The sequence below is a fragment of the Nocardiopsis sp. iso_237 genome, assembly GCF_056173345.1.
Genome location: NZ_CM149669.1, coordinates 5,858,312 through 5,881,359 on the forward strand (window position 1 = coordinate 5,858,312; position 23,048 = coordinate 5,881,359).

General features: G+C 72.2%; 18 protein-coding genes and 1 tRNA gene. 5 read left to right on the plus strand and 14 right to left on the minus strand.

The window, feature by feature from the left end:
- Positions 1 to 8: 8 nt before the first annotated feature.
- Complete coding sequence (gene dacB / locus AC0VYM_RS26350) at positions 9 to 1,355, minus strand: D-alanyl-D-alanine carboxypeptidase/D-alanyl-D-alanine endopeptidase (RefSeq protein ID WP_475456533.1); 1,347 nt, start codon at positions 1,353 to 1,355, stop codon at positions 9 to 11.
- A gap of 83 nt (positions 1,356 to 1,438) precedes the next feature.
- Here dacB and AC0VYM_RS26355 point away from each other — a divergent pair, with 83 nt between their 5' ends.
- Entirely contained in the window at positions 1,439 to 1,963 is a 525-nt protein-coding gene (locus AC0VYM_RS26355; protein ID WP_475456535.1) for an inorganic diphosphatase, read from the plus strand.
- A 64-nt stretch (positions 1,964 to 2,027) separates the two neighbouring features.
- Here AC0VYM_RS26355 and AC0VYM_RS26360 read toward each other — a convergent pair whose 3' ends face one another.
- Both AC0VYM_RS26360 and AC0VYM_RS26365 read right to left on the minus strand, forming a co-directional pair.
- Positions 2,028 to 2,621: an RNA polymerase sigma factor gene (locus AC0VYM_RS26360; protein ID WP_475456537.1), complete on the minus strand. Its 594-nt coding sequence runs from the start codon at positions 2,619 to 2,621 to the stop codon at positions 2,028 to 2,030.
- Between the two features lie 126 nt (positions 2,622 to 2,747).
- Positions 2,748 to 2,987, minus strand: a complete 240-nt coding sequence (locus AC0VYM_RS26365) for a hypothetical protein (protein ID WP_475456539.1) — start codon at positions 2,985 to 2,987, stop codon at positions 2,748 to 2,750.
- A gap of 551 nt (positions 2,988 to 3,538) precedes the next feature.
- Between AC0VYM_RS26365 and AC0VYM_RS26370 the strand changes: the two genes are divergently transcribed.
- Entirely contained in the window at positions 3,539 to 4,078 is a 540-nt protein-coding gene (locus AC0VYM_RS26370; RefSeq protein WP_475456541.1) for a hypothetical protein, read from the plus strand.
- Between the two features lie 109 nt (positions 4,079 to 4,187).
- Here AC0VYM_RS26370 and AC0VYM_RS26375 read toward each other — a convergent pair whose 3' ends face one another.
- Both AC0VYM_RS26375 and AC0VYM_RS26380 read right to left on the minus strand, forming a co-directional pair.
- A complete protein-coding gene (locus AC0VYM_RS26375; protein WP_026128957.1) occupies positions 4,188 to 4,577 on the minus strand; it encodes a hypothetical protein in 390 nt (129 codons plus the stop codon).
- A gap of 58 nt (positions 4,578 to 4,635) precedes the next feature.
- Positions 4,636 to 4,842, minus strand: a complete 207-nt coding sequence (locus AC0VYM_RS26380) for a hypothetical protein (RefSeq protein WP_378738801.1) — start codon at positions 4,840 to 4,842, stop codon at positions 4,636 to 4,638.
- Positions 4,843 to 5,014: 172 nt separating this feature from the next.
- Between AC0VYM_RS26380 and AC0VYM_RS26385 the strand changes: the two genes are divergently transcribed.
- The gene (locus AC0VYM_RS26385; RefSeq protein WP_475456544.1) at positions 5,015 to 5,848 is read left to right on the plus strand and encodes an exonuclease domain-containing protein; all 834 of its coding nucleotides are present in this window, start codon (positions 5,015 to 5,017) and stop codon (positions 5,846 to 5,848) included.
- 38 nt (positions 5,849 to 5,886) lie between these two features.
- Positions 5,887 to 6,078 (plus strand): hypothetical protein, encoded by a 192-nt coding sequence (locus AC0VYM_RS26390; RefSeq protein WP_475463311.1) that lies wholly within the window; start codon positions 5,887 to 5,889, stop codon positions 6,076 to 6,078.
- A 5-nt stretch (positions 6,079 to 6,083) separates the two neighbouring features.
- Here AC0VYM_RS26390 and AC0VYM_RS26395 read toward each other — a convergent pair whose 3' ends face one another.
- The 6 genes from AC0VYM_RS26395 to AC0VYM_RS26420 form a co-directional block, all read right to left on the minus strand.
- On the minus strand, positions 6,084 to 6,440 hold the full coding sequence (locus AC0VYM_RS26395; protein WP_475456546.1) for a hypothetical protein: 357 nt from the start codon (positions 6,438 to 6,440) through the stop codon (positions 6,084 to 6,086).
- 59 nt (positions 6,441 to 6,499) lie between these two features.
- On the minus strand, positions 6,500 to 9,832 hold the full coding sequence (locus AC0VYM_RS26400; protein WP_475456547.1) for a right-handed parallel beta-helix repeat-containing protein: 3,333 nt from the start codon (positions 9,830 to 9,832) through the stop codon (positions 6,500 to 6,502).
- A 176-nt stretch (positions 9,833 to 10,008) separates the two neighbouring features.
- Positions 10,009 to 11,649, minus strand: coding sequence for a right-handed parallel beta-helix repeat-containing protein (locus AC0VYM_RS26405; RefSeq protein ID WP_475456549.1), 1,641 nt, complete (start codon positions 11,647 to 11,649; stop codon positions 10,009 to 10,011).
- A 111-nt stretch (positions 11,650 to 11,760) separates the two neighbouring features.
- Positions 11,761 to 11,833: transfer RNA gene (locus AC0VYM_RS26410), tRNA-Thr, on the minus strand.
- A 76-nt stretch (positions 11,834 to 11,909) separates the two neighbouring features.
- Positions 11,910 to 13,460 (minus strand): alpha/beta hydrolase, encoded by a 1,551-nt coding sequence (locus AC0VYM_RS26415; protein ID WP_475463257.1) that lies wholly within the window; start codon positions 13,458 to 13,460, stop codon positions 11,910 to 11,912.
- A gap of 144 nt (positions 13,461 to 13,604) precedes the next feature.
- Complete coding sequence (locus AC0VYM_RS26420; RefSeq protein ID WP_475456551.1) at positions 13,605 to 14,777, minus strand: DNA polymerase III subunit delta'; 1,173 nt, start codon at positions 14,775 to 14,777, stop codon at positions 13,605 to 13,607.
- A gap of 181 nt (positions 14,778 to 14,958) precedes the next feature.
- On the opposite strand from AC0VYM_RS26420, the gene AC0VYM_RS26425 reads away from it, so the two are divergent.
- Positions 14,959 to 15,480 carry a pyridoxamine 5'-phosphate oxidase family protein gene (locus AC0VYM_RS26425; RefSeq protein WP_475456553.1) on the plus strand — a complete coding sequence of 174 codons (522 nt, stop codon included), beginning with the start codon at positions 14,959 to 14,961 and terminating at the stop codon, positions 15,478 to 15,480.
- A 115-nt stretch (positions 15,481 to 15,595) separates the two neighbouring features.
- Here the strand turns inward: AC0VYM_RS26425 and tmk are convergent, their stop codons facing one another.
- The 3 genes from tmk to AC0VYM_RS26440 all read right to left on the minus strand — a co-directional run bounded on the left by tmk (position 15,596) and on the right by AC0VYM_RS26440 (position 22,844).
- Entirely contained in the window at positions 15,596 to 17,704 is a 2,109-nt protein-coding gene (gene tmk, locus AC0VYM_RS26430) for a dTMP kinase (protein ID WP_475456555.1), read from the minus strand.
- A 278-nt stretch (positions 17,705 to 17,982) separates the two neighbouring features.
- Positions 17,983 to 20,826 carry a type I DNA topoisomerase gene (gene topA / locus AC0VYM_RS26435; protein WP_475456557.1) on the minus strand — a complete coding sequence of 948 codons (2,844 nt, stop codon included), beginning with the start codon at positions 20,824 to 20,826 and terminating at the stop codon, positions 17,983 to 17,985.
- A gap of 716 nt (positions 20,827 to 21,542) precedes the next feature.
- Positions 21,543 to 22,844, minus strand: coding sequence for a hypothetical protein (locus AC0VYM_RS26440; protein ID WP_475456559.1), 1,302 nt, complete (start codon positions 22,842 to 22,844; stop codon positions 21,543 to 21,545).
- Positions 22,845 to 23,048: the final 204 nt, after the last annotated feature.

Genomic DNA, 23,048 nt, shown 5'->3' on the forward strand with positions numbered 1-23,048 from the left:
CCGGTCCTCTAGCCGCACCCGCACTGGCTGAGCGCCGCGGCCAACGTGTCCATCTGGGGGCCGGTCGCGCCGGGGCTGTTGGCCATCAGGGCGAACACGAAGACGTTGCCCTCCTGGTCGTGGATGGTCCCGGCCAGGGTGCTGACGCCGTCCAGGGTGCCGGTCTTGCCGCGGACGAGGCCCGCCGCCGCGTGGGAGCTGCTGTGCTCCGAGTAGCGCCCGGCGAGGGTCCCGGTGGAGTGGGCCGTGGGCAGTCCGGTGATGGTGGCGTTGAGGCGCGGGTCGTCGGCGGCGGTCTTGACCAGCTGGACCAGGGCGCGCGGCGTGATGCGGTTCTTGGTGCTCAGGCCGCTGTTGTCGGAGAGCCGGACCCCCTCGATGCCCAGGCCGTCCATGACCCGGTGGGTGGCGGCGGCGGCCCCGGCGTGGTCGGGCTCCTCACCCATCTCCAGGGCGGTGATCCGGCCCAGGGACTCGGCCATGTTGTTGTCGCTCGCGAGCATCATGAACTCGACCAGGGCGCTCATCGGCACGGAGTCCACGGAGGCGACGGGGTCACCGGAGACACCGGCCTCGGCGGGCGGGCCCTCGACGGTCAGCCCGGCCTTCTCCAGCTGGTCCGCGAAGGCCTCGGCGGCGGCCAGCGGGGGGTTCGGGGAGCGGGTGGACATGTCGGGGTCCACCCGGCCGCCGTCGATCATCAGGGCGTGGATGGTGGCCGTGCTGCCCTCGGTGACGTAGTTGGGCTTCCACCCGGGTGCGGTGTCCGGGCCGGTGAACAACGAGTCGTCGTAGCCGACGGCCACGGTGTCCAGGCCCAGGTCGTCGAGGGCGGCGGCGGTCTCCTCCGCCAGATCCTCCAGTGTGGCTACCTGCGGGTAGTCTGCGGAGTCGGCGGTCGTGGTCAGTGTCACGTCGCCCCCACCACGCAGCACCACGCGGTTCTCCTCGGCGTCGAGGTAGGCCTCGGTCCGCAGCACGTGGTCGGGGCCGACGGTGTCCAGGACGGCGACGGCCGTGGCGATCTTCGTCGTCGACGCCGGGGTCACGGGGGTGTCCGCGTCGCGTTCGAAGAGCGTCTCTCCGGTCACACCGTCCACGACGTAACCGGAGAGGCCCTCATCGAGCCCGGACGATGACATGGGATCATCAAGAATGTCCGCGATCCGAGCCGGGTCCGCCGGGGTCGGGGTCGTGGGTGCAACCGCCGCCACGCCGTCGGCGCGCGTGACGGGGTTGGGCACCGCCGACAGCGGTCGTGCCTCGATCACGTCCAGGGCGACGAACCCGGTGATCAGCACGAATATGTTGAGCAGGGCCAGCGCGAGGAACGCCTCGCCTCGTACCCGTCGCACCCGGGGACCTGCCTTCCGTCGGTGTCGCGGCCTGACGTTGTAGTTATACGGCGACATTAGTCGCATTGGGAGCCGAGATCAGCATGGAATTCGACGTTACGATCGAGATCCCCAAGGGGGAGCGCAACAAGTACGAGGTGGACCACGAGACCGGTCGTATCCGTCTCGACCGCATGCTGTTCACCTCCACCACCTACCCCGCCGACTACGGCTTCGTGGAGGGGACTCTCGGCGAGGACGGCGACCCCCTGGACGCCCTTGTCCTGCTCAAGGCCCCGACGTTCCCGGGCTGCCTGATCCGGGCGCGCGCCATCGGCATGTTCCGGATGCGCGACGAGGCCGGCGGTGACGACAAGCTGCTGTGCGTCCCGGCGACGGACCCGCGCCAGGAGCACCTGCGTGACATTCACCACGTGAACGAGTTCGAGCGCCTCGAGATCGAGCACTTCTTCACCGTGTACAAGGACCTGGAGCCCGGCAAGTCCGTCGAGGGCGCCAGCTGGGTCGGCCGCCACGAGGCCGAGCAGGAGATCATCGCGTCGGTGAAGCGCGCGGAGGAGGCCGGTGTGCACGGCGACTCCTCGCACATCACCAACGAGGCCCAGTAACCGGAGTTCCGGTGTCTGTCAGGCCCGGCCGGGGTTTCCCGCCGGGCCTTCGTCGTGCCCGGGGTCAGGTGGCCTTGGCGATCTGCGGCGCGTCCGTGCCCAGTTCACGGCCGGGGTCACGGGTCAGCGCGTACCCGGCCAGGATGAGGACCAGCAGCGCGCACAGCACGGCGATGACGAAGGACAGCCGGGGCAGCGGCCCGTCCGCGAGGGGACCGGCGCCCGGGGGCAGCGGGAAGCCGTCGCGGCCGAAGCGGTCGGCCCGGGCCGCGACGTGGGTGCGGTATCCGGCCAGTTCCGGTCTGCCGATGCCGTTGAGGACCCGCGCCGGGACGAGGTCCGTCCGCGCGGGCAGGGCCAGGGGGTGCGCGTCCCAGGCCCGGCACGCGCGGTGGCTCTCCAGGTAGCGGGAGCACTCCGCCTCCGTGAGGGCGTGCAGCCACTCGCCCAGGCGCTCGGCGTCCGGCAGGTGTTCGATGTGCGCGCGGGCGGCGATGAGGGTGTCCCGGAGGACGACGTGCGCGGCGTCCCGGTCACGCAGGACCAGGATGCAGCGCCGGTACAGCTCGTCCCCGTAGGCGTCGAGGAGCCTCGCGTAGGCGTCCGCGGTGTCGGCCCGGTCGAAGCGCAGGGCGTGCAGGAGGTCCCGGTCCGTCATAGACCTAGAATCTACGCCGCGCGCGGCGCGCCGCCCCACGGCTCGCCGGGGCGGTCTCCGCCCTCTCTCGGCTCCGGACCGGCTCCGACCTGCCCGGGAGGGTTTCCGGCGGGGGCGAGTGTGACCTCAGTCCGAAGCGTCTCGCGGGTCGTCGCGGTCCTCGCGGGGGTCGTCCCCCGAGTCGACGAACAGGAAGCCCGCGTAGCGGGAGCGGGCCCACAGCAGCACGTGGGTGAGCGCGGTCAGGAAGGCGACCAGCAGTGCCGCCCCGGGGCCCAGGAAACCGAGCGCCATCACACCGGCGGCGACCACCACGAGGGCACGCACCAGGACACGCGCCCACAGTCCCTGAGCCTCGGGGGTCAAGGCTGCCCTCTGGGGACGGACGGCTGCACGGCCACTCCTGTCACTACGGCTGTACTGGGGGATGGACTCCGGTTCGACGGACGCGCCGTGTTCTCGGGCTCCACATGTCACCACCACGGGACGCCGCCCGCAACACGTTCCGGGCAGACCGGTAAGTGGTCCGACACGCACGATTCCCGGCGTTCGCTTGACGCGCCACCGACTTTGCTGGTCTCCTTACCTTCATGTATCCGCGCACCCGCACCGACGCCACGGCTCGCACGACCCCCTGGGTCTCCTGCCACCTGGCCCGTGCGGCGTGTCCGTGTTGTCGTCGCTGAGTCGTCGCCGAGGGGTCTGAGTCGACCGACCCCGCCCGACCAGTCCGTGAGCGGCCTCCGCCTTCCGGTGTGACCGGTCCGCGAACGAACTCCACCAGGGTGATTGTCCTCTCCGAACGTGCGTTCGGTGCGGGCGCCCCTGCCGCCCCGCGTCTTCCGGGGCCCATTGACGACATCCTCGCGGCCCCGGTCACCGGACCCGGCCGCGTACACGTGAAGGATCCTCCCACGATGCCCCAGCAGGTCCTGGCCACGACCGAGCACACTCCCCGCCCGCGCGCCGCGTCGGTCTCCCTCGACGGGATCGGTGACGTGGTCGACGCCGGACGGACCTCCGGCTACGCCCACCTGGCGGAACGCCGTCTGCCCACCGTGGGCCAGCTGGTCACCGCGGCCCGCGGCGCCGCCGCCTCGCTGCGTCGGCCGACCCTGTGGCCGACCCGCAGGGGGCACTGGCAGCCCGCCCCGCGCAGTGCCCGCCGCCATGCGGGGGGCCGTCTGCGGGTGACCACGGTGGCCCTCGAACCGAACAGCTTCGTGCCCGGCCCGGCCCGGCGCTCCGACCGCCCGCACGGCATGGAGGTCCTGCACCTGGTCAGCGGGCGGGCCCACCTGATCACCTCCGGCGCCGACGGCCAGATGCGTTCGGCCGCGGAGCTGGCCCCCGGCCGGACCCGCGTGGTGGGCGGTGTCGGCGGCTCCGACCAGGGCCACCACCACCTGGTGAACACCGGCGACGAGGTCGCCGTCCTGGTCCGTGTGAGCGTCTGAGCACCCCCTCCCCGACCGAACGGGGCGGGGCGTCCGTGCCCGGCACGGAGCCAGCGGAGCGCCCCGGAACGGTCCGGACGACACCGGTACGGGGCACTGACTCGGGGGCTCACTCATCGCGGCCCCGGTCCGGGGCCGCGGCGCGCAGGGCACCGTCCACGGCCTCGACGGCGCGCAGGACCTCGGCGGTCCGCCGCCCCTCCGCGAGGTAGGCGTTCATCACCTGGTCCAGCGCGTGCGGAGGGAGCTGGCCGCGTAGGTCCACGCGGGCCGTGCGGTACCCCTCCCGGGCCGCGTCCAGCGTCGCGGAGACGTACTGGCGGGCCAGGCGGGAGAGGGCCACGGGATGACGTCGCAGGACCCCGTGCAGCCGGTAGTCGGCGGGCACGTGGTCGAACAGCCACTCCAGGGCCGTCTGCTCGAAGGAGTCCGACCCGGGTGGGTGCACACTCGCGGGCCAGTCCGATGTCAGGGACTGATCGGGCATACCACACAGCATACCCGTTGTTCGAAAGTATGTTCGATGTCCACGGCTCCGAGATCGCGGAGCCCTCCGATCAGTCGGGGGTGTCGGCCTCTTCCTTCTCGGCCGTGCGCTTCTCCAGTTCCACCCGGATGGCCTGTTCCGCCGCGTCCACGGCGGCCCTGGCGGTGATCGCGTTGGTGTGCGCCCGGTCCAGTTCCTCCAGCAGGATGCAGTCGAACGCGACCCGCGCGTCGTGGATGGTGGCTTCCAGCTGACGTGATGCCTCTTCCAGACTCATGCTCCTTCCCTTCCCCAGAATTGGACGTCCGCACACACTCGCCCCATGGGCCCCGTCACTCCTCCGCCCGGGAACGTCACCCGCCGCGCCTACGATGAACCCGGTGTCGTCGCTGTTCACGGCGGGGACGCCGAGGCAGGCACCGGGAGACCGCCCGGTCGGAGAGGAATCCATGCGCAACCGCTACCCCGGCACCTGTTCCACCTGCGCGGCCCGGGTGGGGACCGGAGAGGGGCACGTCGTCAAGGAGGACGCGCGCTGGCGCACCTACTGTGCCGGGCACGAGCCGCGCCCGGTCCCGCCCCCGCGCGGCGACCACCCCGGCTGGCACACCTCCGACCTGCTCGGGTTCGACACCGAGACCTCCTCCCCCGACCCGACCACCGCCTTCCTGGTGTCGGCCGCGCTGACCGACGGGAGGGGCGGCGCACGCACCTGGCTGGTCGATCCCGGCGAGAAGGAGATCCCCGCCGGGGCGGTGGCCGTCCACGGCGTCACCACCGAACGGGCGCGCGCCGAGGGCCGACCGGCGGCGGAGTGCCTGGAGGAGATCACCGGGGCACTGGCCGAACACCTGGGTCGGGGGCACGGGCTGGTCGTCTTCAACGCGCCCTTCGACCTCACCCTGCTCGACGCGGAGCGCCGCCGGCACGGCCTGAGTCCGCTCGCCGCGGCCCTCGGGCGCCCGCCGGGGCCGATCGTGGACCCGCTGGTGATCGACCGCGCCGTGGAGCCCTACCGTCGCGGCAGGCGCACCCTCGGCATCCTGTGCGAGTACTACGGGGTGCCGGTGACCGACGCGCACACCGCCGAGGGAGACGCCCGGGCCGCGCTGGCCCTGGCCGTGGAGATCGGGGCCCGCCGCCCCGAGACCGCCGCCCTGCTCCTGCCCGAACTGCACCGGCGCCAGGTGGAGTGGGCCCTGGAGTACGCCCGCGGGCGGCAGGAGTGGCTGGACCGGGAGAAACCCGACCACGGGACCGTGGTCGACGGCACCTGGCCCTGAGGGGGCGGGGCCGCTTCGGAGGCGGGGCGCCGGGGTAGGTGGTCACCGAAAACGCCGACCACCTGGGGGTCCACATGGTCTACCTCGTCCTCGTCCTGCTCGCCGTCTGGCTGCTCCTCGCCATCATCGGTGTCGTGATCAAGGGGCTGTTCTGGCTCGCCGTGATCGGCGGCCTGCTCTTCGTCGCGACCGCCGTGTGGGGCTGGTTCCAGAACCGCCAGAGGATCTGAGCCGGTCAGGGCTCCAGCGCGGGTCGTTCCTCGCCGCCCAGGCGCCGCACGACCCCGCGCGCACCCGCCTCGTCACCGCCGAGGCGGGTGCGCACCACGCGGACCGCGTCGTCGGTGCGGCCCAGCGCGATCAGGTTGCGCACCCGCGCGCGGAGTTCGGCGGGCAGGTCGCCCGGGTCTCCCTGGACCGGGACGTACCCGCCCACGTGCTGCGGGTCGGGCTCGACGCTCGGGGGCGGTTCCGGTTCCGCGGTCTCCAGGCGCGCGTCCATGTGGGCGAGGACGCGGCGCAGGGCGTAGGAGCCGCCGCCGACGACGACCACGGCGCCCATCAGGGCGAACAGCATGAACATCAGACTCATAACGCCCACCTACCCATACTTCGGACACAGCAGGCACAACACCCCTTCACGCGGAGTAATCATTCCGCCAAGCCGCGGTCCCCGTCCGGAAGGTCCTCGGGCAGCAGGGTCCGGAGTTCGGACACGTCGGGGTTGCCCCCCGCCAGCGCCGCCGCCTCGATCCGCCCCGCCTGTCTGGTCAGGCTGGCCTCGAACAGCGCGCGCACCCCGTGCCCGTTGCCCTCGGCGCCCCCCACCACCTCCGTGAGCGCCCGCCGGGTCGCCTCCGGCACCAGGAGGTCGGCCCGCTCGGCCATCCCCACGAAGACGGCGGCCAGCTCCTCCCGGTCGTAGGAGGGGAACTCCACCGTCCGGGAGAACCGTGCGGCCAGTCCGGGGTGGTCCGCGAGGAACCCGGTCGTCTCCCGCGCCCGGCCGGACACGACCACCACGACCTCGTCCCGGTGCTCCTCCATGAGCCGCAGCAGGGTGTCGACCACGTCCTGACCGACCCCGCGCCCACCGGAGAAGTCCCTGTTCAGCACGTCCGCGTCGGACAGGAACAGCAGGCCGCCGCGCGCCCGCTCGAACAGCGCACGCGTCCGCCGCGCCACCCTTCCGGGACCCCGCTGTCCCGGCGGGCCCACCAGGCTCCCCGGCGAGGCCTCCACCACGTGCCCGCGCGACAGGACCCCCAGGGCTGCCAGCAGCTCCCCGTAGAGCCGCGCCACCGTGCTCTTCCCGGTTCCCGGATCCCCCAGGAACACCAGGTGCCGCACGGACGGGGACCGATCCCCCTCCGAACGCGCCCGGCGCAGGAGCTCCGTGAGCCCCCTCACCTGGCGTTTGGCCTCCCCGAGCCCCACCATGCCGTCCAGACCGGCCAGCAGGGCGTTCACCCGGACGCCGTCGACCGGCCCGTCCACTGTCGTGAGGCCCTCGGCCACCACGCTCTCCAGGTCGTCGGTCCGGATCTGGGTGAGGTCCGCGACGGTCTGGTAGCCGCCCGCCGTGACGCGTGCGGCCTGGACCCGGAGCGCCTCCTCGAACACGGCCCGCGCCTCCCGCCCGTGGCCGAAGGAACCCTCCGCGAGCCGTCCCCGGAAGTGCTGGAGCAGGAGGTCGCGCGCCCCCTTCCCCAGGGTGTAGCCGCGCGCCTGCGCCATGCCCTCGAAGATCCCGCCCAGCTGCTCCGGTGAGTAGCCCTCGAACTCCACCGTGCGCGCCACCCGCGAGCGCAGCGCCGGGTTCGTGTCGAGGAGGGCGCGCATCGCGCCGGTGGGGCCGGAGAGGACCACCACCACCTCGTCCCGGAGCTCCTTCATGAGATCGGACAGGGTGTCGACCGCCTCCTGCTCCCGGCCCAGAGCGTGCGCCCCGGCCACGAACAGCACACCGCCCCGGGCCCGCTCCACCAGGTCCGCCGCCCCCTGGGCGCCGTCGCCCACCAGGTCCTCCCGTCCGGCCGTCACGAACTGCCCCTGGCTGAGCAGCCCGAGCGAGCGCAGGATCTCCCCGTACAACCGGGCCACGGTCGCCTTGCCCGCCCCGGAGGGCCCCGAGAGCACCAGGTGGCGGCTCACGTTGAGCGGCGGGAACCCCGCCTCCACCCGTTTGGCGCTGACCATCTGGATGTTGACGAGGGCGCGGACCTCCTTCTTGACCCGCTCCAACCCCACCAGCCCCTCCAGTTCGGCGAGCAGGATCTCCAACGGGCGGGCCCGGTCCCGCACGGTCGCGTCACCGGACTCCTGGGCGGCCGCCCCGCCCTCGTCGGGCCGGGTCGCCCCCGTACCCGCCACCCGGGCCGCGGCCCGGTCACCGTTGCCGCCCTGGTCGAGGTCGCCGCCCCCGTTGTCGCTGAAGGTGCTCTCCTCCAGGTACACCGAGGCGCTGTCGGCGGCCCACAGGCCCTCCTCGTCGTTGCCGGTCACGGTGCACCGCACCAACCGCACCCGGCCGCCCTCCTCCACCATGACCCCGTCCCCGCGCCCGTCGCGGATCGAGGTGTCCTCCAGGGCGGCCACACCGCCCTCACCCACCCTGATCCCGCGTTCTCCGCTGCCGGACAGGGTCGAGGAGCGCACCGTGACGTGCCCGCCCTGGACGTAGACGGCGTCCTCACCGCAGTCGGACAGGTCGGCCTGGTGGAGCTGGACCTCGGTGCCGTCGAGGATGTTGAGCCCGTCCTCGCGGGCGTCGCGCAGCACCATGCCGCGCACCTTGAGCGTGGCGTCCTCGCGGCTGTGGATACCCGAGCCCACGTCGTGCCCGACGATGTCCTCGAAGTCCCCCCGACCGCCCACCACGATCGCCATCGGGCCGTGCCAGCGGCTCACCCTGAGGTCGCTCACCTCGAACCGGGAACGCACCGAGGCGATGGCGCCGCGCTCCTCCACGCCGCTCTCGGCCACGGACATCCCCGCGACGGTGACCCGGGCCCCGTCCGCGATGAGCAGCGCGGCCTTGCCGATCCGCGTGCACCGCAGGTCGGTGACGTCGGCCTGGCCACCGTCCACCAGCACCGCGTCCGTGGCGGTACCGGTCACCGTCAGTCCCCGGACGGTGAGTCTGCCGCCCTCGATCGCGACCCCGGTCCGGGTGGCGTCGGTGATCTCGCAGTCGTTCAGCGTTCCCTCGGAGTCGCCGTGGACGAAGAACGCGTCGGTGTCCTCCTTGCGGGCGCCCTCCACCACCATGCGGGTGAAGGTGGCCTTGGAACGCTCGTAGACCCGCACGGGCCAGTCGTAGGAGCCGGTGACCCGCAGGTCCGTGAACTCCGCCCGCGCCCGGTCCCGCACGTACACCCCGCCGCCGTCGACCAGCGCGCAGTCGGTGAACTCCGGGGACGCGTTGGCCACGTACAGCGTGTGCCAGTCCTCGTGGGCGCCGGTGAAGACCGTCCCGCTGATCTTCGGGCTGCACCGGCCCTGGACCGCGATCACCGCCCCGGCGAAGTAGCACTCGCTCACGCTGCCCTCGCTGCCGTCCCACAGCAGCCCGCTCTCCTCGAACCGGCAGCCGACGATCTCCGCGCGGGCGCCCACCACGTTGACCCGCCGGGGCGAGGTGAAGACGCAGTCCACCGCACGGAGACGGGCGTCCTTCTGGACGTACAGCGGCGGGTACTCCTCCGAGGCGCTCCGTACGGAGATCCCGTGCAGCTCCAGGCTGCCGCCCTCGTGCACGTTGAACACGTTGGTCTCACCGGTCGCGGCCACCGTCACCGTCCCGGCGCCCTCGTCGGGCGTCACGACCACCCGCCCCCGCACGCCTATGACGAGGGGTTCCACGTACTCACCCGGTGCGACGCGCAGGTGCAGGTCCTCCCCGGCGTAACGGTGGTCCCGGACCGCCTTCCCGAGCGAGGAAGTGGCGGCGGGATCTGTCTTCGAGACGCGGACCGTGATCATCCATCGACTCCCATGGGGGTTTCGGCCCCGGCGCCGCGCCGGAGGGTCTGCGATAGGTACCGTATCCACCTGGGACGCCGGGAACCCGGGACGACGCACACACCTGTGGCCAGGGTCGGTCAGAAACCCCCGGACCGCAGGTCAGCGGAGGCCTCCCCGACCGAATCCATCCGGGGTCACCCCTTGGGTCCGGAGACGTGCTCCCGGTCCCCTCCGCCGTTGTCCTGGAAGGTGACGTCCCGCGTCTCGACCACGGCGTCCGGATGGGCGCGCACTCCCGCTCCCGCGTTCCCCGTGATCCGGCACCGCGCCGCCGCCACCCGGCTCGTGGCGTCGGCGGCGCCCAGCCCGGCGTGGCGGCCGTCCCTGATCACCACGTCCTCCAGCGTGACCGTGCCGCCGTCGTCGGCCAGCGCTCCGGCCCCCTTCGCCCCGCTCACCTCGCCCGAGGTCAGGGAGAGCGACGCCTCGTGCGCGGCCAGGGCCACGCCGGAGACGTCGGAGACACGGGCGTCGACGACCTCCACGGTCGAGCCCGTCCGCGACCGGACCGCGGCGCCGTGGTCCCCGGCGGCCTCCAGGCCGCGCACCGTGACCGTGCTGCCCTCCTCGGCCAGGACCGTGCCCCTCGTGCGTTCGGAGGACACCGAGGCCAGGACCGCCTCGGAGCCGGTCACGGTGGCCACCGGCCCGGCCAGGTCGGTACCCCTGAGCCCGTCGGCCTCCAGGCGGCTCCCCCGCACGTGCACCCCGCGCCCGTACAGGCTGGACTCGGAGGCGGGGAGGTAGGAGTCCGGGTGGGCGTCCGCGAACTCGACGTCGGACAGCTCGACCCGGCTCTCGAAGGCCAGGATCGCGGCCTGCCCCATCCCCTCGAAGCGCAGTCCCCGCCCCGTGAGGTGGCCGCCCTGGACGAGGACGTTGGTGCTCCGGACGTTCTCGAAGCCCAGGCGGTCGGCGGTGACCGTTCCCTTCACCGCCATGCCGGTGGAGGCCGAGTCGGAGATCCGGCCGGAGGAGAGGTGCGCCACGGACCCCGTGCCGACGGCGATCCCGTAGCGGTCCTCACCCCAGTCGCTCACCCGGAAGTCGGTGAGGACGGCTCGGGTGCCCTCGCCCGTGACCATGACCCCGGAACTGCCGCCCCCGCTGATCGAGAGACCGGTGACGCGGACGTCGGACCCCCGCGTGATCCCCAGGGTGAAGTCCGCGTCCACCTCGGCGTTGACCATGGTGCAGTCGGTGACCGTGACCGTGGACCCGACGATGCCGAAGGCACCGATCACGAGGTTGGAGAACGCGACCGAGCTGACGGCCGGGCCGTCGGCGTCCTTGAAGGCGAGGTACGCGTTCCGGAAGTGGGTGTCCCTCAGGACACCGCCCGCCCCGCCCAACCAGTGGAGCCCTCCGCCCTCGAACCGGCAGTTGACGATCTCCGTGCCGTCCCCGTGGATCCTCAACTGGGAGCCCGACGAGAACACGGTGTCGATCGCCCTGAACCGGGTCCCCGGCCCTGTGCGGACCCCGGGATGCCCCGACGCGCCGCGGACCTGGACGCCGTAGAGCTCCAGTGCCGCCCGCTCGCCGGTCACGGCGAACACGCTGTCGCCCCCCTCGGCGACGATCTCCACGCTGCCGGGACCGGCGACGGGGACGACCGTGACCCTGGTGGTGATCTCCAGGCAGCGGGGCTCCGTGTAGACGCCCGGCTCCGCGTGCAGGTAAAGGTCCGTGTGCGCATGGCGCGGGTCGTGCAGCACCGCCCCGAACGAGGCGAAGGCGTGCGGGTCGGACGGTGAGATCCGGGCGGTGTACATCCGAGGGCTCCCGGTGTGGGGGGTGGGTGGCTGACACGTACCGTAACGCCCCGCACCGTCAGACCCCACCAACGAGAAACGCCACCCCGTTCGGGGTGGCGTTCTGGCCGGAGCCGCCTATCGGAATCGAACCGATGACCTATTCATTACGAGTGAATCGCTCTGCCGACTGAGCTAAGGCGGCACACCGCCACGACTGTGCGCGTGGCGAAGCAGAAACCAGTCTAGCGCCTCCGGCGAGTGGCGCGAACCGGTCCCCGCTATCCGGCGTCGTCCGCCAGATGGCTGGCACAGGCCATCCCGTCCTCGGGCACGGCCAGGTCCAGCAGGTACTCGTCGACGACCGTGTCCACGCAGGTGTCGCCCATCCGGTAGCCGGTGTGTCCGTCGCCGTCACGGGTCACCAGGAAGCCCGAGTCCAGCTGGCCCGCGAGCGCCTCGGCCCAGGCGTAGGGGGTGGCGGAGTCACGCGTGGTGCCCACCACCATGATCGGGTCGGCGCCGACGGCGTTGAGCTCCCCGAGCGGCGCCACCGCCTCCTCTGGCCAGAACGCGCAGGTCAGAGCACCCCAGGCGAGCATCGGCCCGAACATCGGAGACTCCTCGGCCGCTTCGGCCGCCGCCTCGGCGTAGGCCTCCACCTCGCGGGGCGCGACCGAGTCCGAACAGTTGACCGCGGTGAGCGCGGCCGTGGAGTTCTCGTACTCGGCCAGGTCCCCGCGCCCGTACAGGTCGTCCCCGAGCAGCAGCAGGCCGGTGCCGTCGCCGTCCTCCATCGCGTCGGTGAGCGCCTCGCGCACGCGCGGCCACCAGTTCTCCGTGTACAGGGCGGCGAGCACGCCCAGTTCGGCGCGGGCCCGGTTGACCTCCCGGCCGTCGCCGGTGCTGTTGGACAGGGGTTCCTCGGCCGCCTCGGCCAGGAAGGAGTCCAGCGTGGCGATGCCCTCGTCCACGGTGCTGCCCCGGGCACCGAGCGGGCAGTCGGGCAGGGTGAGGCAGTCCTCGACGAAGGAGCGCAGCGCCGTCTCGAAACCGGTGGCCTGCTCCACGCTCACGCTGAGCTGGTCCTGGCTCGGGTCGACGGCGCCGTCGAGCACCAGGGCCCGCACGCGCTCGGGGAACTGCTCGGCGTACTGCGCGCCGATGTGGGTGCCGTAGGAGGCGCCCAGGTAGGTGAGCCGCTCGTCCCCGAGCAGGCCGCGCAGCACGTCCATGTCGCGGGCCACGTCGGCGGTGCCGATGTTGCGCATCAGCTCCGGGTCGTTCTCCTCGCAGGCCTCGACGAACGCCCGGCTGTTGGCCTCGATCTCGGCCAGCCCCTCGGGGCCGAGGTCCGCGAGGTCGTCCGCCCCCTCGCCGTCCCCGTAGTCCGTGCCCAGGAAGACGTCGATCTCCTCGGCGTCCAGGCAGGTCAACGGGGTGCTGCGGCCCACACCGCGCGGGTCGAAGCCGACCACGTCGAAGCTCGCGCGCACCGACTCGCTGACGGTGTAGGGGGCGTGGTCCACGAAGTCGTGCCCGGAGCCGCCGGGGCCGCCGGGGTTGACCAGCAGCGACCCGGTGACGTCGTCACCGGTGGCGGGCAGGCGCTTGACGGCGATCTCGATCCGTTCGCCGTCGGGCTCGTCGTAGTCCAGCGGCACCTCGAAGACGGCGCACTCGCTGTCGGGCAGGCCGCTCTCGCACTCGCCCCAGGCCAGTTCCTGCTCGGTGACCTCCACCCGGGTGGCGTCGCCGTCACCGGACGCGTCACCGTCGCCGTCGCTCGTACAACCGGAGACCAGCACCGTCCCGGCGAGCAGCGCCGCCAACGGACCCCGATACCTCGTGCCCACCCGTAACCGCCTTCACTCGAATCCCGCGCCCGCCCCTGGACGGCGCCGTCACCGTGCACGGTCGCGCCGACACGTGACCGAACCATTCTCCCGGTCGCCGCGGCGGCCCGGCCCCCGGCCCTATCCGGCCAGGAGCGCGGAGGTCATGGCCTCCATGGCGATCTGCGGGTGCACGTTGGCCGCGATCCGCTCACGGCAGACCATGATCGCGTCGATCCTCCGCAGGGTGGACTCGGGGGTGCCGGAGCGGGCGATCCGTTCCAGGTCCCCCGAGCGCTCGGCCGTGGACCGCTCCACCGCCGCGCCCAACTGGAGGGTGAGCACGTCCCGGTAGAAGGCGGCCAGGTCGAGCAGGGCCCTGTCGTAGGAGTCCCGCTTGATCCGGGTGGCCCTGCGCTTCTGCCGCTCGTCCAGGTCCTTGAGGGCCCCCGCCGCGCCACGGACCGCCTTGGCCACGCCCTTGCCGGTGGAACCCTCGCCGAAGGCCGCCTTGAGCTCGTCCTTCTCCTTCTCGTTGAGGGACGTGGTGAGCGCCTTGGACTCCTCCTCCGCGATCTCGAACAGGCGCGCGGCGGCGGTGACACAGGCCCCGAGCCCGTCGAGCCCGGCGGGGATGGACAGGACCTCCGCCCGTCTGCGCCGCGCCTCCGGGTCGGTGGCCAGTTGCCGGGCCCGGTCGACCCGGCCCGCGGCCGCCCGGGCGGCCGATTCGGCGGCCGCCCGATCCACCCCGTCGCGCTGGACGAGGGCGTCAACGATCTGGCGGGTGCCGGGGGTGGCCAGCGTCACCAGGCGGCACCGGGAGCGGATGGTGATGAGGAGGTCGTCCGGGGTGGGCGTGCACAGCAGCCACACCGTGCGCGGGGAGGGCTCCTCCACCGCCTTGAGGAGGGCGTTGGAGGCGGCCTCGGTGGCGCGGTCGGCGTCCTCGAAGAGCACGATCCGGAAGTTCCCGCCGGAGGGCTTGGACCCGGCGCGGAGTACGAGGTCGCGGGTGGCGGCCACACCGAAGCTCAACCCGCTGGGCCGCACGTACAGCACGTCCGGGTGGGTCCCGGTCAGCACCTGGTGGCAGGAGTCGCAGTGCCCGCACCCGCCGTCCCGGCACTGGAGGGCGGCGGCGAAGGCGCGGGCCGCCTCCTCCCGACCGGACCCCGGCGGGCCGGTGAACAGCCAGGCGTGGGTCATCCCGGCGCCGCGTCCCCCGGCGAGGAGGTCGGCCGCGCCCGCGACCGCCCGGCCCAGCTGTGCGCTCGCCGCCTCCTGGCCGACGAGGTCGTCGAAGACCGTCAAGCTTGCCCCCCGGAGCACATGGAATGTCTGGTTCCAGAATAGGAGTCCCCACCGACGCCGTGGCCGTTTTCCACAGGCCCTCCTCCGCGGTCGGGCCCCGGCGCCGCGCACCGGCGGGGCACCCCGATGAGTCCCCGCTCCTCGGAGAGTCTGTTCCGGTGAGAGGAAGAAGGTGGTCTCCGTGAACGAACGAACACCCCTGACCGAGGTCTGCCCGGAGTTCGGCAGCCCCGACGCGCCACCGGTTCCCTGGGAGCGGGCCCGCGCCGTCCTGGCCGGGGCGCCCCTGTACTGGGTGACGACCGTGCGCCCCGACGGCCGCCCCCACGCGACCCCCCTGCTGGGCGTGTGGGCGGACGGCGCCCCGTACTTCTGCACCGGACGGGAGGAACGGAAAGCCCTCAACCTGGCCGCGAACCCGCACTGCGCCATGAGCACGGGCGACAACGCGCTGGAGGGCGGCCCGGACGTGATCGTCGAGGGCACCGGCGCCCCGGTGGACGACCCGGCCGAGCTGGACCGGGTCGCCACCGCCTACGAGGACAAGTACGGCCCCGCCGTCACCTCCGAGACCGGCACCTGGTTCGGGCTCCCCGACGCGGTGCGCGGGGCCGTGATCCTGACCGTCCGGGTCACCCCGGTGAAGGCCTTCGCCTTCGGCAAGGCGCCCGTGTTCAGCCAGACCCGCTACGCGTTCCCCTGAGCCCGGGGCGGCACCCGCTCCCGGGGCGGCTGGCGTCGCCCACCGCCAGCCGCCCCGGACAGAGAAGGGGCCCCTCCCGTCGGGGAGGGGCCCACACACGTCCGGGAGCCGGGTCCTACTCGGGACGGATCACCGGGATCATCCCGGTGACCGCCTCGGAGCTGGAGTCGACCGGGTCGGGCAGCAGCGGACGCATCCGGCGCTGGATCTCCCGGGTGATCTTCTCCTGCGGCTCACGGGCGTCGAGCACCAGGTAGCGGTCCGGGTCCTGCTCGGCCAGCTCACGGAAGCCCTTGCGAACCCGCGCGTGGAACTCCACCGACTCCGACTCGATGCGGTCGGCCGGTCCGCCCAGACGCGACAGCCCGTCCTCCGGGCGCACGTCGAGCAGCACCGTCAGGTCCGGGACCAGGTCCTGGGTGGCCCACGAACTGATCCGGCCGACGTCCCCGACCTCCAGGTCGCGCCCGGCGCCCTGGTAGGCGAGCAGGGAGTCCACGTAGCGGTCGCTGATCACCACGGCGCCCCGGCGCAGCGCGGGCAGGATCTCCTGCTCGACGTGGTCCGCCTTGTCCGCCGCGTAGAGCAGCACCTCGGCCCGGTTGGTGATGTGCGAGTTCTCGCGGTCGAGCAGGATGCCGCGCAGCCGCATGCCGAGCTTGGTGGCTCCCGGCTGGCGGGTGCCCACCACCTCGAAGCCCTGGTCGCGCAGCCACACCGTCAGCTCGCGCACCTGGGTGGACTTGCCCGCGCCCTCGCCGCCCTCCAGGACGATGAAGGCTCCCGTGATCCGGGCGTCCTCCTCCTCGTCGGCGGTGGGCGTGATCCCGCGCAGGGCCGCGAAGAGTTCGGGGACCAGGCCGGCCCCGGCCTCCGGGTCGTCCCGGTTGACCTGCTGGTACGCGACAACCGCGCCGATAACCGCGAGCAGGCCGCCCGCCATCAGGACCAGGCCGCTGCCGTGCAGGTCGTAGCTGAGCGGGCCGCCGAGCGGGATCACGTGGTCCCCGGCGAACCCGGCGACCAGCGGAGCCAGGACGGCGCCAGCGAGCAGGGCCAGCCTGCCCGTGCCGTGCAGGAGGGCGAACGCGGCGCCCCGCTGCTCCTCCTCGACCTCCACGCCGACCAGGGACGTCCCGGTCACCCACGCCAGCCCCGCGCCGGTCCCCAGGACCAGGGCCAGGACGGCGGAGAGCACCATGTCACCGATGGCGCCGGTGAAGAGCAGTGCCAGGGCGGCCAGGCCGACGGCCAGCCCGAGCAGGCGGCGTCGGCTGAACTGCTTGAGGACGCGCGGACCGGAGACGAGCCCCAGCCCGAGGCCCAGGAAGAGCGCGGCGACCAGGACACCGAACCCGGCGTTGCCCGCGCCGAGGTTCTCCACGTGCGCCCGGCCCACACCGACGACCAGACCACCGGCGGCGGCCGTGACGGCCAGTCCGACCACCACACCGCGCACGAGCGAACCGCCGCCGACCGCCGCGCGGCCGGAGACGACCGCGTGGAGGACGTTCGCGTCCCGGTTGGGGCTCAGCGACCCCTTGGACACCGCGTGCCTGGGCAGCGGCAGACCGGCGACGACGATCGCCGCGACGAAGAAGGTGAGGGCGTTCAGGTAGAGGGCGACGTCCGCCTCGGGGTTGGCCATGGACGGCACGAGCGCGCCCAGCAGGTTGCTGATCGACGCCAGGACCGCGAACAGCAGGGCCGCGACCGGGGCGGCTCCGTAGGTCGCCAGCAGGGTCAGCTTGTTGGCCTGGCCGAGCATCCGCTTGGGGACGAGCGTCGGAATGGTGGCGTCCCGGGCCGGGGTCCACAGGAGCGCGACGATCTCCGCGAGGAGGCTCGCGATCAGCAGCCACTGCAGCGTGAAACCGGAGGACAGCAGGCCGACCACGGGGATCGACACGTACAGGAGGCCGCGCAGGACGTCGCCGCCGACCATCGTCCACCGCCGGTCCAGGCGGTCCGCGACGGCCCCGGCCAGGGGGCTGAGCAGGAGTGCCGGGGCGAGCTTGATGGCGACGACGCCGCTGACGGCGAGGTACTGGGCCAGGGGGGAGCCGTCGGCGGTGAAGATGGCCGCGAGGGACACCAACGCCAGCAGGCTCAGCCAGTCACCCAGGCTGGACAGGGAAAGCGAGATCCACAGCCTTCTGAAGGGTGTGATCGCGAGGACGTTCTGCGCCTCGGCCGGCGCTCCCAGGGGTGCAGATCTGCTCATAGCGCTCAAGATTATCTACGAGGGGGATAGGAACTGACAGGCGTGCTCGCCTGTCCAGGTGATTCGGGGGGAACGTTCAGGGTTCACACACGTTTTCGTGTCCCCATCCGTCACGCACAGCGTAGTACGGAAGATCATCCCCGAACAGGGATCCCGCGTCGCGTATCCGTCACGTCTCTCCGGCGGCCCCGCGACGGGCGGAGGCGCCGCCGGAAGGCCGCGCGCCCGGGCGCCCCCTGAGGGAGCACCCGGGCGTGCGCGGTCGGGTCCGGACGGGACTACTCGTCGGAGGCCTTCTTCGTGGTCGTCCTCGGCTCACCGGTCTTCTTGGCCGCGGGCTTCTTCGCCGCCGCCTTCTTGACCGTGGTGGTCGTGGTCTTCTTCGCGGCGGGCTTCTTCGCCGGTGCCTTCTTGGCGGCGGGCTTCTTGGCCGGTGCCTTCTTCTTGGCGGGGGCCTTGGCCCGGCGCTCGGCCAGCAGCTCGGCGGCGCGCTCGTCGGTGATCGACTCGACCTCGTCGCCCTTGCGCAGGGAGGCGTTGACCTCCCCGTCGGTGACGTAGGGGCCGAACCGGCCGTCCTTGACCACCATCTTGGCGCCCGAGGCCGGGTCCTCCCCGAGCTCGCGCAGGGGCGGGGCCGCCGCCCGGCGACCGCGCTGCTTGGGCTGGGCGAAGATCGCCTGCGCCTCCTCCAGGGTGACCGTGAACATCTGCTCCTCGGTCTCCAGGGAGCGGCTGTCGGTGCCCTTCTTGAGGTAGGGACCGAAGCGGCCGTTCTGGGCGGTGACGTCCTCGCCGTCGAGCTGACCCACCACGCGGGGCAGGGACAGCAGACGCAGCGCGTCCTCCAGGGTGACCGTGTCCAGGTCCATGTCCTTCAGCAGGGAGCTGGTGCGCGGCTTGACCTTGGCGGCCTTCTTCGCCTTGGGCTTGGTCTCGCCCTCGGGCTCCTCCGGCTCCGGGAAGACCTCGGTGACGTAGGGGCCGTAGCGCCCGGTCTTGGCCACGATCATGCGGCCGGTCTCCGGGTCGGGTCCGAGCTCGCGGTCCCCGCTGGGCTGGGCGAAGAGCTCCTCCGCCTTCTCCTCGGTCAGCTCGTCCGGGGCCAGGTCCTCCGGCACGTTGACCCGGACGCCCTCGCGGTCCAGGTAGGGGCCGTAGCGCCCCACCCGCAGCATGATGTCGGTCCCGGGCAGCGGGAGGGAGCTGACCTCCTTGGGGTCGATCTCGGAGAGGTGGTCGCCCACCAGCTCCTTGAGCCCCGTCTCCTGGTTGCCCTCGGCGTCCTCGCCGCCGAAGTAGAACCGGCGCAGCCACGGCAGGCTCTCGGCCTCGCCCCGGGCGATGTCGTCGAGGCTCTCCTCCAGGCGCGCGGTGAACTCGTAGTCCACCAGGTTGCCGAAGTGGCGCTCCAGCAGCTGGACGACGGCGAAGGCCAGGAAGGACGGCACGAGCGCCGTGCCCTTCTTGAACACGTAGCCGCGGTCCAGGATCGTGCCGATGATCGAGGCGTAGGTGGAGGGGCGGCCGATCTCCCGCTCCTCCAGCTCCTTGACCAGGGTCGCCTCGGTGTAGCGCGCGGGCGGCCGGGTGCTGTGCCCCTCGGCCTCCAGGTTCTGCGCCTTGACCGGGTCCTCCTCGGACATCGCGGGCAGGCGGCGCTCGCGGTCGTCCAGGTCGGCGGCCGGGTCGTCGGAGCCCTCCACGTAGGCCTTGAGGAAGCCGTGGAAGGTGATGACCTTGCCGCTGGCGGCGAACTCCGCGACCTCGCCATCGGCGGAGGTCCCCTCGATCCGCACGGACACGGACTCACCCACCGCGTCCTTCATCTGGCAGGCGACGGTGCGCTTCCAGATGAGGTCGTACAGGCGCAGTTCGGGACCGGACAGCGGGGTCTCGTTGGGTGTGCGGAAGGTGTCGCCCGCGGGGCGGATGGCCTCGTGGGCCTCCTGCGCGTTCTTGACCTTCTTGGCGTACACACGCGGCTTGTCCGGCAGGTAGTCGCCGCCGTACAGGCGCCGCACCTGGTTGCGGGCGGCCTTGATCGCGCTGTCCGACAGCGTGGTGCTGTCGGTACGCATGTAGGTGATGTACCCGTTCTCGTACAGCCGCTGGGCGACCTGCATGGTCTGCTTCGCGGACAGGTTGAGCTTGCGGGAGGCCTCCTGCTGGAGGGTGGTGGTGCGGAAGGGGGCGTACGGCGAACGGCGGTAGGGCTTGCGCTCCACCGACCGCACGGCGAACCCGGCACCGGCCAGGCGCTCGGCCAGACCGCGGGCGGTGGCCTCGTCCAGCTGGCGCACGTCGCGGTCGGAGCGGATGGTGCCCTGGGGGGTGAAGTCGCGCCCGGAGGCGATCCGCTTGCCGTCCACGGAGAAGAGCGTGGCGGGGAAGGTGGAGGGGCCGTCGGGGACACCGGCCTCGGTGGCGTCGAAGAGCGCCTTGAGGTCCCAGTACTCGGCGGAGGTGAACGCCATGCGCTCGCGCTCGCGCTCGACCACGAGACGGGTGGCCACGGACTGTACGCGGCCCGCCGAGAGCTTCGGCATGACCTTCTTCCACAGCACGGGTGAGACCTCGTAGCCGTAGAGGCGGTCCAGGATGCGTCGGGTCTCCTGCGCGCTGACCAGGCGGGTGTTCAGGTCCCGCGTGTTGTTCGCGGCGTGCTGGATGGCGTCCTTGGTGATCTCGTTGAAGACCATCCGGCGGACGGGGATCCTGGGGTTGAGTTCCTCGCGCAGGTGCCAGGCGATGGCCTCGCCCTCGCGGTCCTCATCTGTGGCCAGGAGGAGTTCGTCAGCGTCCGCCATGAGCTCCTTGAGCTTCTTGACGTGCGCCTTCTTGTCGGAGTTGACGACATAGAGCGGTTCGAAGTCGCTGTCCACGTCGACACCGAGCCGTGCCCAGGGCTGTCCCCGGTACTTGGTGGGGATCTCCGCGGCCTTGGTGGGCAGGTCACGGATGTGACCGATGCTGGACTCCACGACGTAGCCGCGCCCCAGGTATCCGGCGATGGTCTTCGCCTTGGCTGGTGACTCGACGATGACGAGAGCGGTACCCGCCCCCTGGCTTGCCTTGTCCTTCGAGCCGTTCTTGCCGGCGCTGCCCTTCGTGGGTGGCACGCTGTTTCCCCTACGTCTAGCCTTACGTGTTCTGTCGGCCGCGGTCCTTCGGTTCCCGTGGGAACCGACAGTAACCGAACTACAGGCTCTCCCCCGTCGGTGAGCGGGCCTGGTCCCTCGTTCGGGGCTCGCCCTCCATGGACGTCGGGCCGTCTCCCACCGGCACCCGCAGAATAAGCGCAACACGGGCCGGTACCGGCCCGTAACCTGCACTACCGGCCGTGGCGCCGCTCTCCCTCACGTCTTCTCCTGCTCTGGCGAGCACCTGGAACACCCCACCAAAGTGACTTGCATCACACTTCGGGGCTTCAGGGTGTCCCCGCCCCCAGAATGCGGCGAGTCCTCCCGGATATTCCCGGGAGGACTCGGCTCACGTCCTGAGCTCGGCGGTCGTCACCCCCACCCTCCCGCAGTCCACCGCGTTCCATAACGGAATGGGAGCGCGGAGGCGACTCACCACCACTTCACTTCGGACGTGCACGGCACCTCTTTCGGCGCCGGTCGCGGGGACACCGCCCGCAGCACCGCCTCCGCCGTGCCAGGGAGGTCCGGCTTCCCGCAGTCCACCGCGTTCCATAACGGAACGGGAGGCCGCACTCCCCCTGGTCCGGCGGGTGGCCGTGTACGGGCTCACCCCCCACGCAGGTCCTTCGGACCGTGTCCGGAGGAACGCCCGGAGGCGTCCGCCGTACGGACCCTGGAACCTGTTCTGTCAGCTACAGGCCGATGCCGGCGGCGCCCAGCAGGTCACCGATCGGGTCGACGGACGGGATCTCGGAGGCGTCGGGCAGCTCGGAGGCGCGCTCCGGGGCGTGCTCCTCGACCGACTGCGCGGCGGTCTCGCTCAGGTCGTAGCCGACCGGCAGCATCTCGGAGACGGGAACCTCGGGCAGCTGGTCCACCAGCGGGACGCTGTCCAGGGCGGAGGCCTGCGGCTCGGTCTCCGCGCTCTGGTGCACGACCTTGGAGTCGGCGTCGGTGGCGCTGGCGCCCGCGATACCCGCGACGGCGGCCACGGAGTTGCCCGCGACGTTCACCGGGACGTCGGCGTCGGCGACCAGCTGGTTGCCGCCGAGCACGGAGCCGTTGCCGGAGGTCGCGATGTCGCGGTGGGCCTCCTTGACGACGGCGTCGCTGTCGGTGGCGGCCGCACCCGCGACACCGCCGACGGCGCCGATCGCGTTGCCCGCGACGTTCACGGGGACGTCCAGGTCCACGACGGCCTGGTTGCCGCCGAGCACGGAGCCGTTGCCGGAGGTGGCGATCGACTGGTGCTCACGGACCGGGGCGGACTGACGCAGGACACCGGCGTCGATGCCGGAGGTGTCGGGCAGGATCTGCGCGTTGCCGACGGCCTCGCTGAGCAGGTCGGCCGTGGTCAGCGGAGCGGACTGGTGCTCGACGCCGGGGGCCTCGTGGCTCTGGCGGACGATCGCGTCCGCGTCCGTGGCGGCCGCACCCGCGACGCCGCCGACGGCGCCGATCGCGTTGCCGGAGATGTTCACGGGGACGTCCAGGTCACCGACGATCTGGTTGCCGCCGATGAGGGAGCCGTTGCCGGAAGTGGCGACGTCGGGCTCGCCGTGCTTGTGCTTGTGGCCGTGCCCGCCCTGGAGGACCTTGGAGTCGCTGCCGGTGCTGGAGGCACCCGCGACGCCGCCGACGGCGCCGATCGCGTTGCCGGTGACGTTGATCGGCACGTCGCCGTCGACGACCAGCTGGTTGCCGCCCAGGATCGAGCCGTTGCCCGAGGTGTGGACCTCGTTGTGGTGGTGGTCGATCACCTTCGCGTCACTGCCGGTGCTGGAGGCACCCGCGATGCCGGCGACGGCGCCGACGGCGTTACCGGTGAGGTTGACGGGGACGTCCGCGTTCAGGACGGCCTGGTTGCCACCGAGAACCGAGCCGTTGCCACTGGTGGCGACGTCGCTGTCGGCGAAGGCCACGCCGGTGCCCAGAGCGACGAAGCCGGCCGCGAGGAGCACGGACTTCGCGGAGGTGCTAGCCCACTTACGCATGTGGGAAGTCCTTTCGAGATAACGAGTTGATGAGAAGGTGTCTGTGCGGGCCCACAGGCCGTTCCACACCCCTGGGTGGGATGCGGGCCTTTGGCTGAGGCCGGGGATCATCCGGTCGGCTCCGCACCTGGGCGGTGCGTGGTCTGCCGGTCTGGTGGGTGTGGGCGGCGTCCGTCTGCGCTGGCTGCGTGCGGACGTCCACAC

Coding starts and splice junctions, on each gene's coding strand:
- AC0VYM_RS26370 (WP_475456541.1), top strand. CDS start 3,539: ATGCCCCAGCAGGTCCTGGCCACGACCGAGCACACTCCCCGCCCGCGC.
- AC0VYM_RS26400 (WP_475456547.1), bottom strand. CDS start 9,832: ATGATCACGGTCCGCGTCTCGAAGACAGATCCCGCCGCCACTTCCTCG.
- AC0VYM_RS26385 (WP_475456544.1), top strand. CDS start 5,015: ATGCGCAACCGCTACCCCGGCACCTGTTCCACCTGCGCGGCCCGGGTG.
- AC0VYM_RS26395 (WP_475456546.1), bottom strand. CDS start 6,440: ATGAGTCTGATGTTCATGCTGTTCGCCCTGATGGGCGCCGTGGTCGTC.
- tmk (WP_475456555.1), bottom strand. CDS start 17,704: ATGAGCAGATCTGCACCCCTGGGAGCGCCGGCCGAGGCGCAGAACGTC.
- AC0VYM_RS26380 (WP_378738801.1), bottom strand. CDS start 4,842: ATGAGTCTGGAAGAGGCATCACGTCAGCTGGAAGCCACCATCCACGAC.
- AC0VYM_RS26375 (WP_026128957.1), bottom strand. CDS start 4,577: ATGCTGTGTGGTATGCCCGATCAGTCCCTGACATCGGACTGGCCCGCG.
- AC0VYM_RS26355 (WP_475456535.1), top strand. CDS start 1,439: ATGGAATTCGACGTTACGATCGAGATCCCCAAGGGGGAGCGCAACAAG.
- AC0VYM_RS26405 (WP_475456549.1), bottom strand. CDS start 11,649: ATGTACACCGCCCGGATCTCACCGTCCGACCCGCACGCCTTCGCCTCG.
- AC0VYM_RS26440 (WP_475456559.1), bottom strand. CDS start 22,844: ATGCGTAAGTGGGCTAGCACCTCCGCGAAGTCCGTGCTCCTCGCGGCC.
- AC0VYM_RS26360 (WP_475456537.1), bottom strand. CDS start 2,621: ATGACGGACCGGGACCTCCTGCACGCCCTGCGCTTCGACCGGGCCGAC.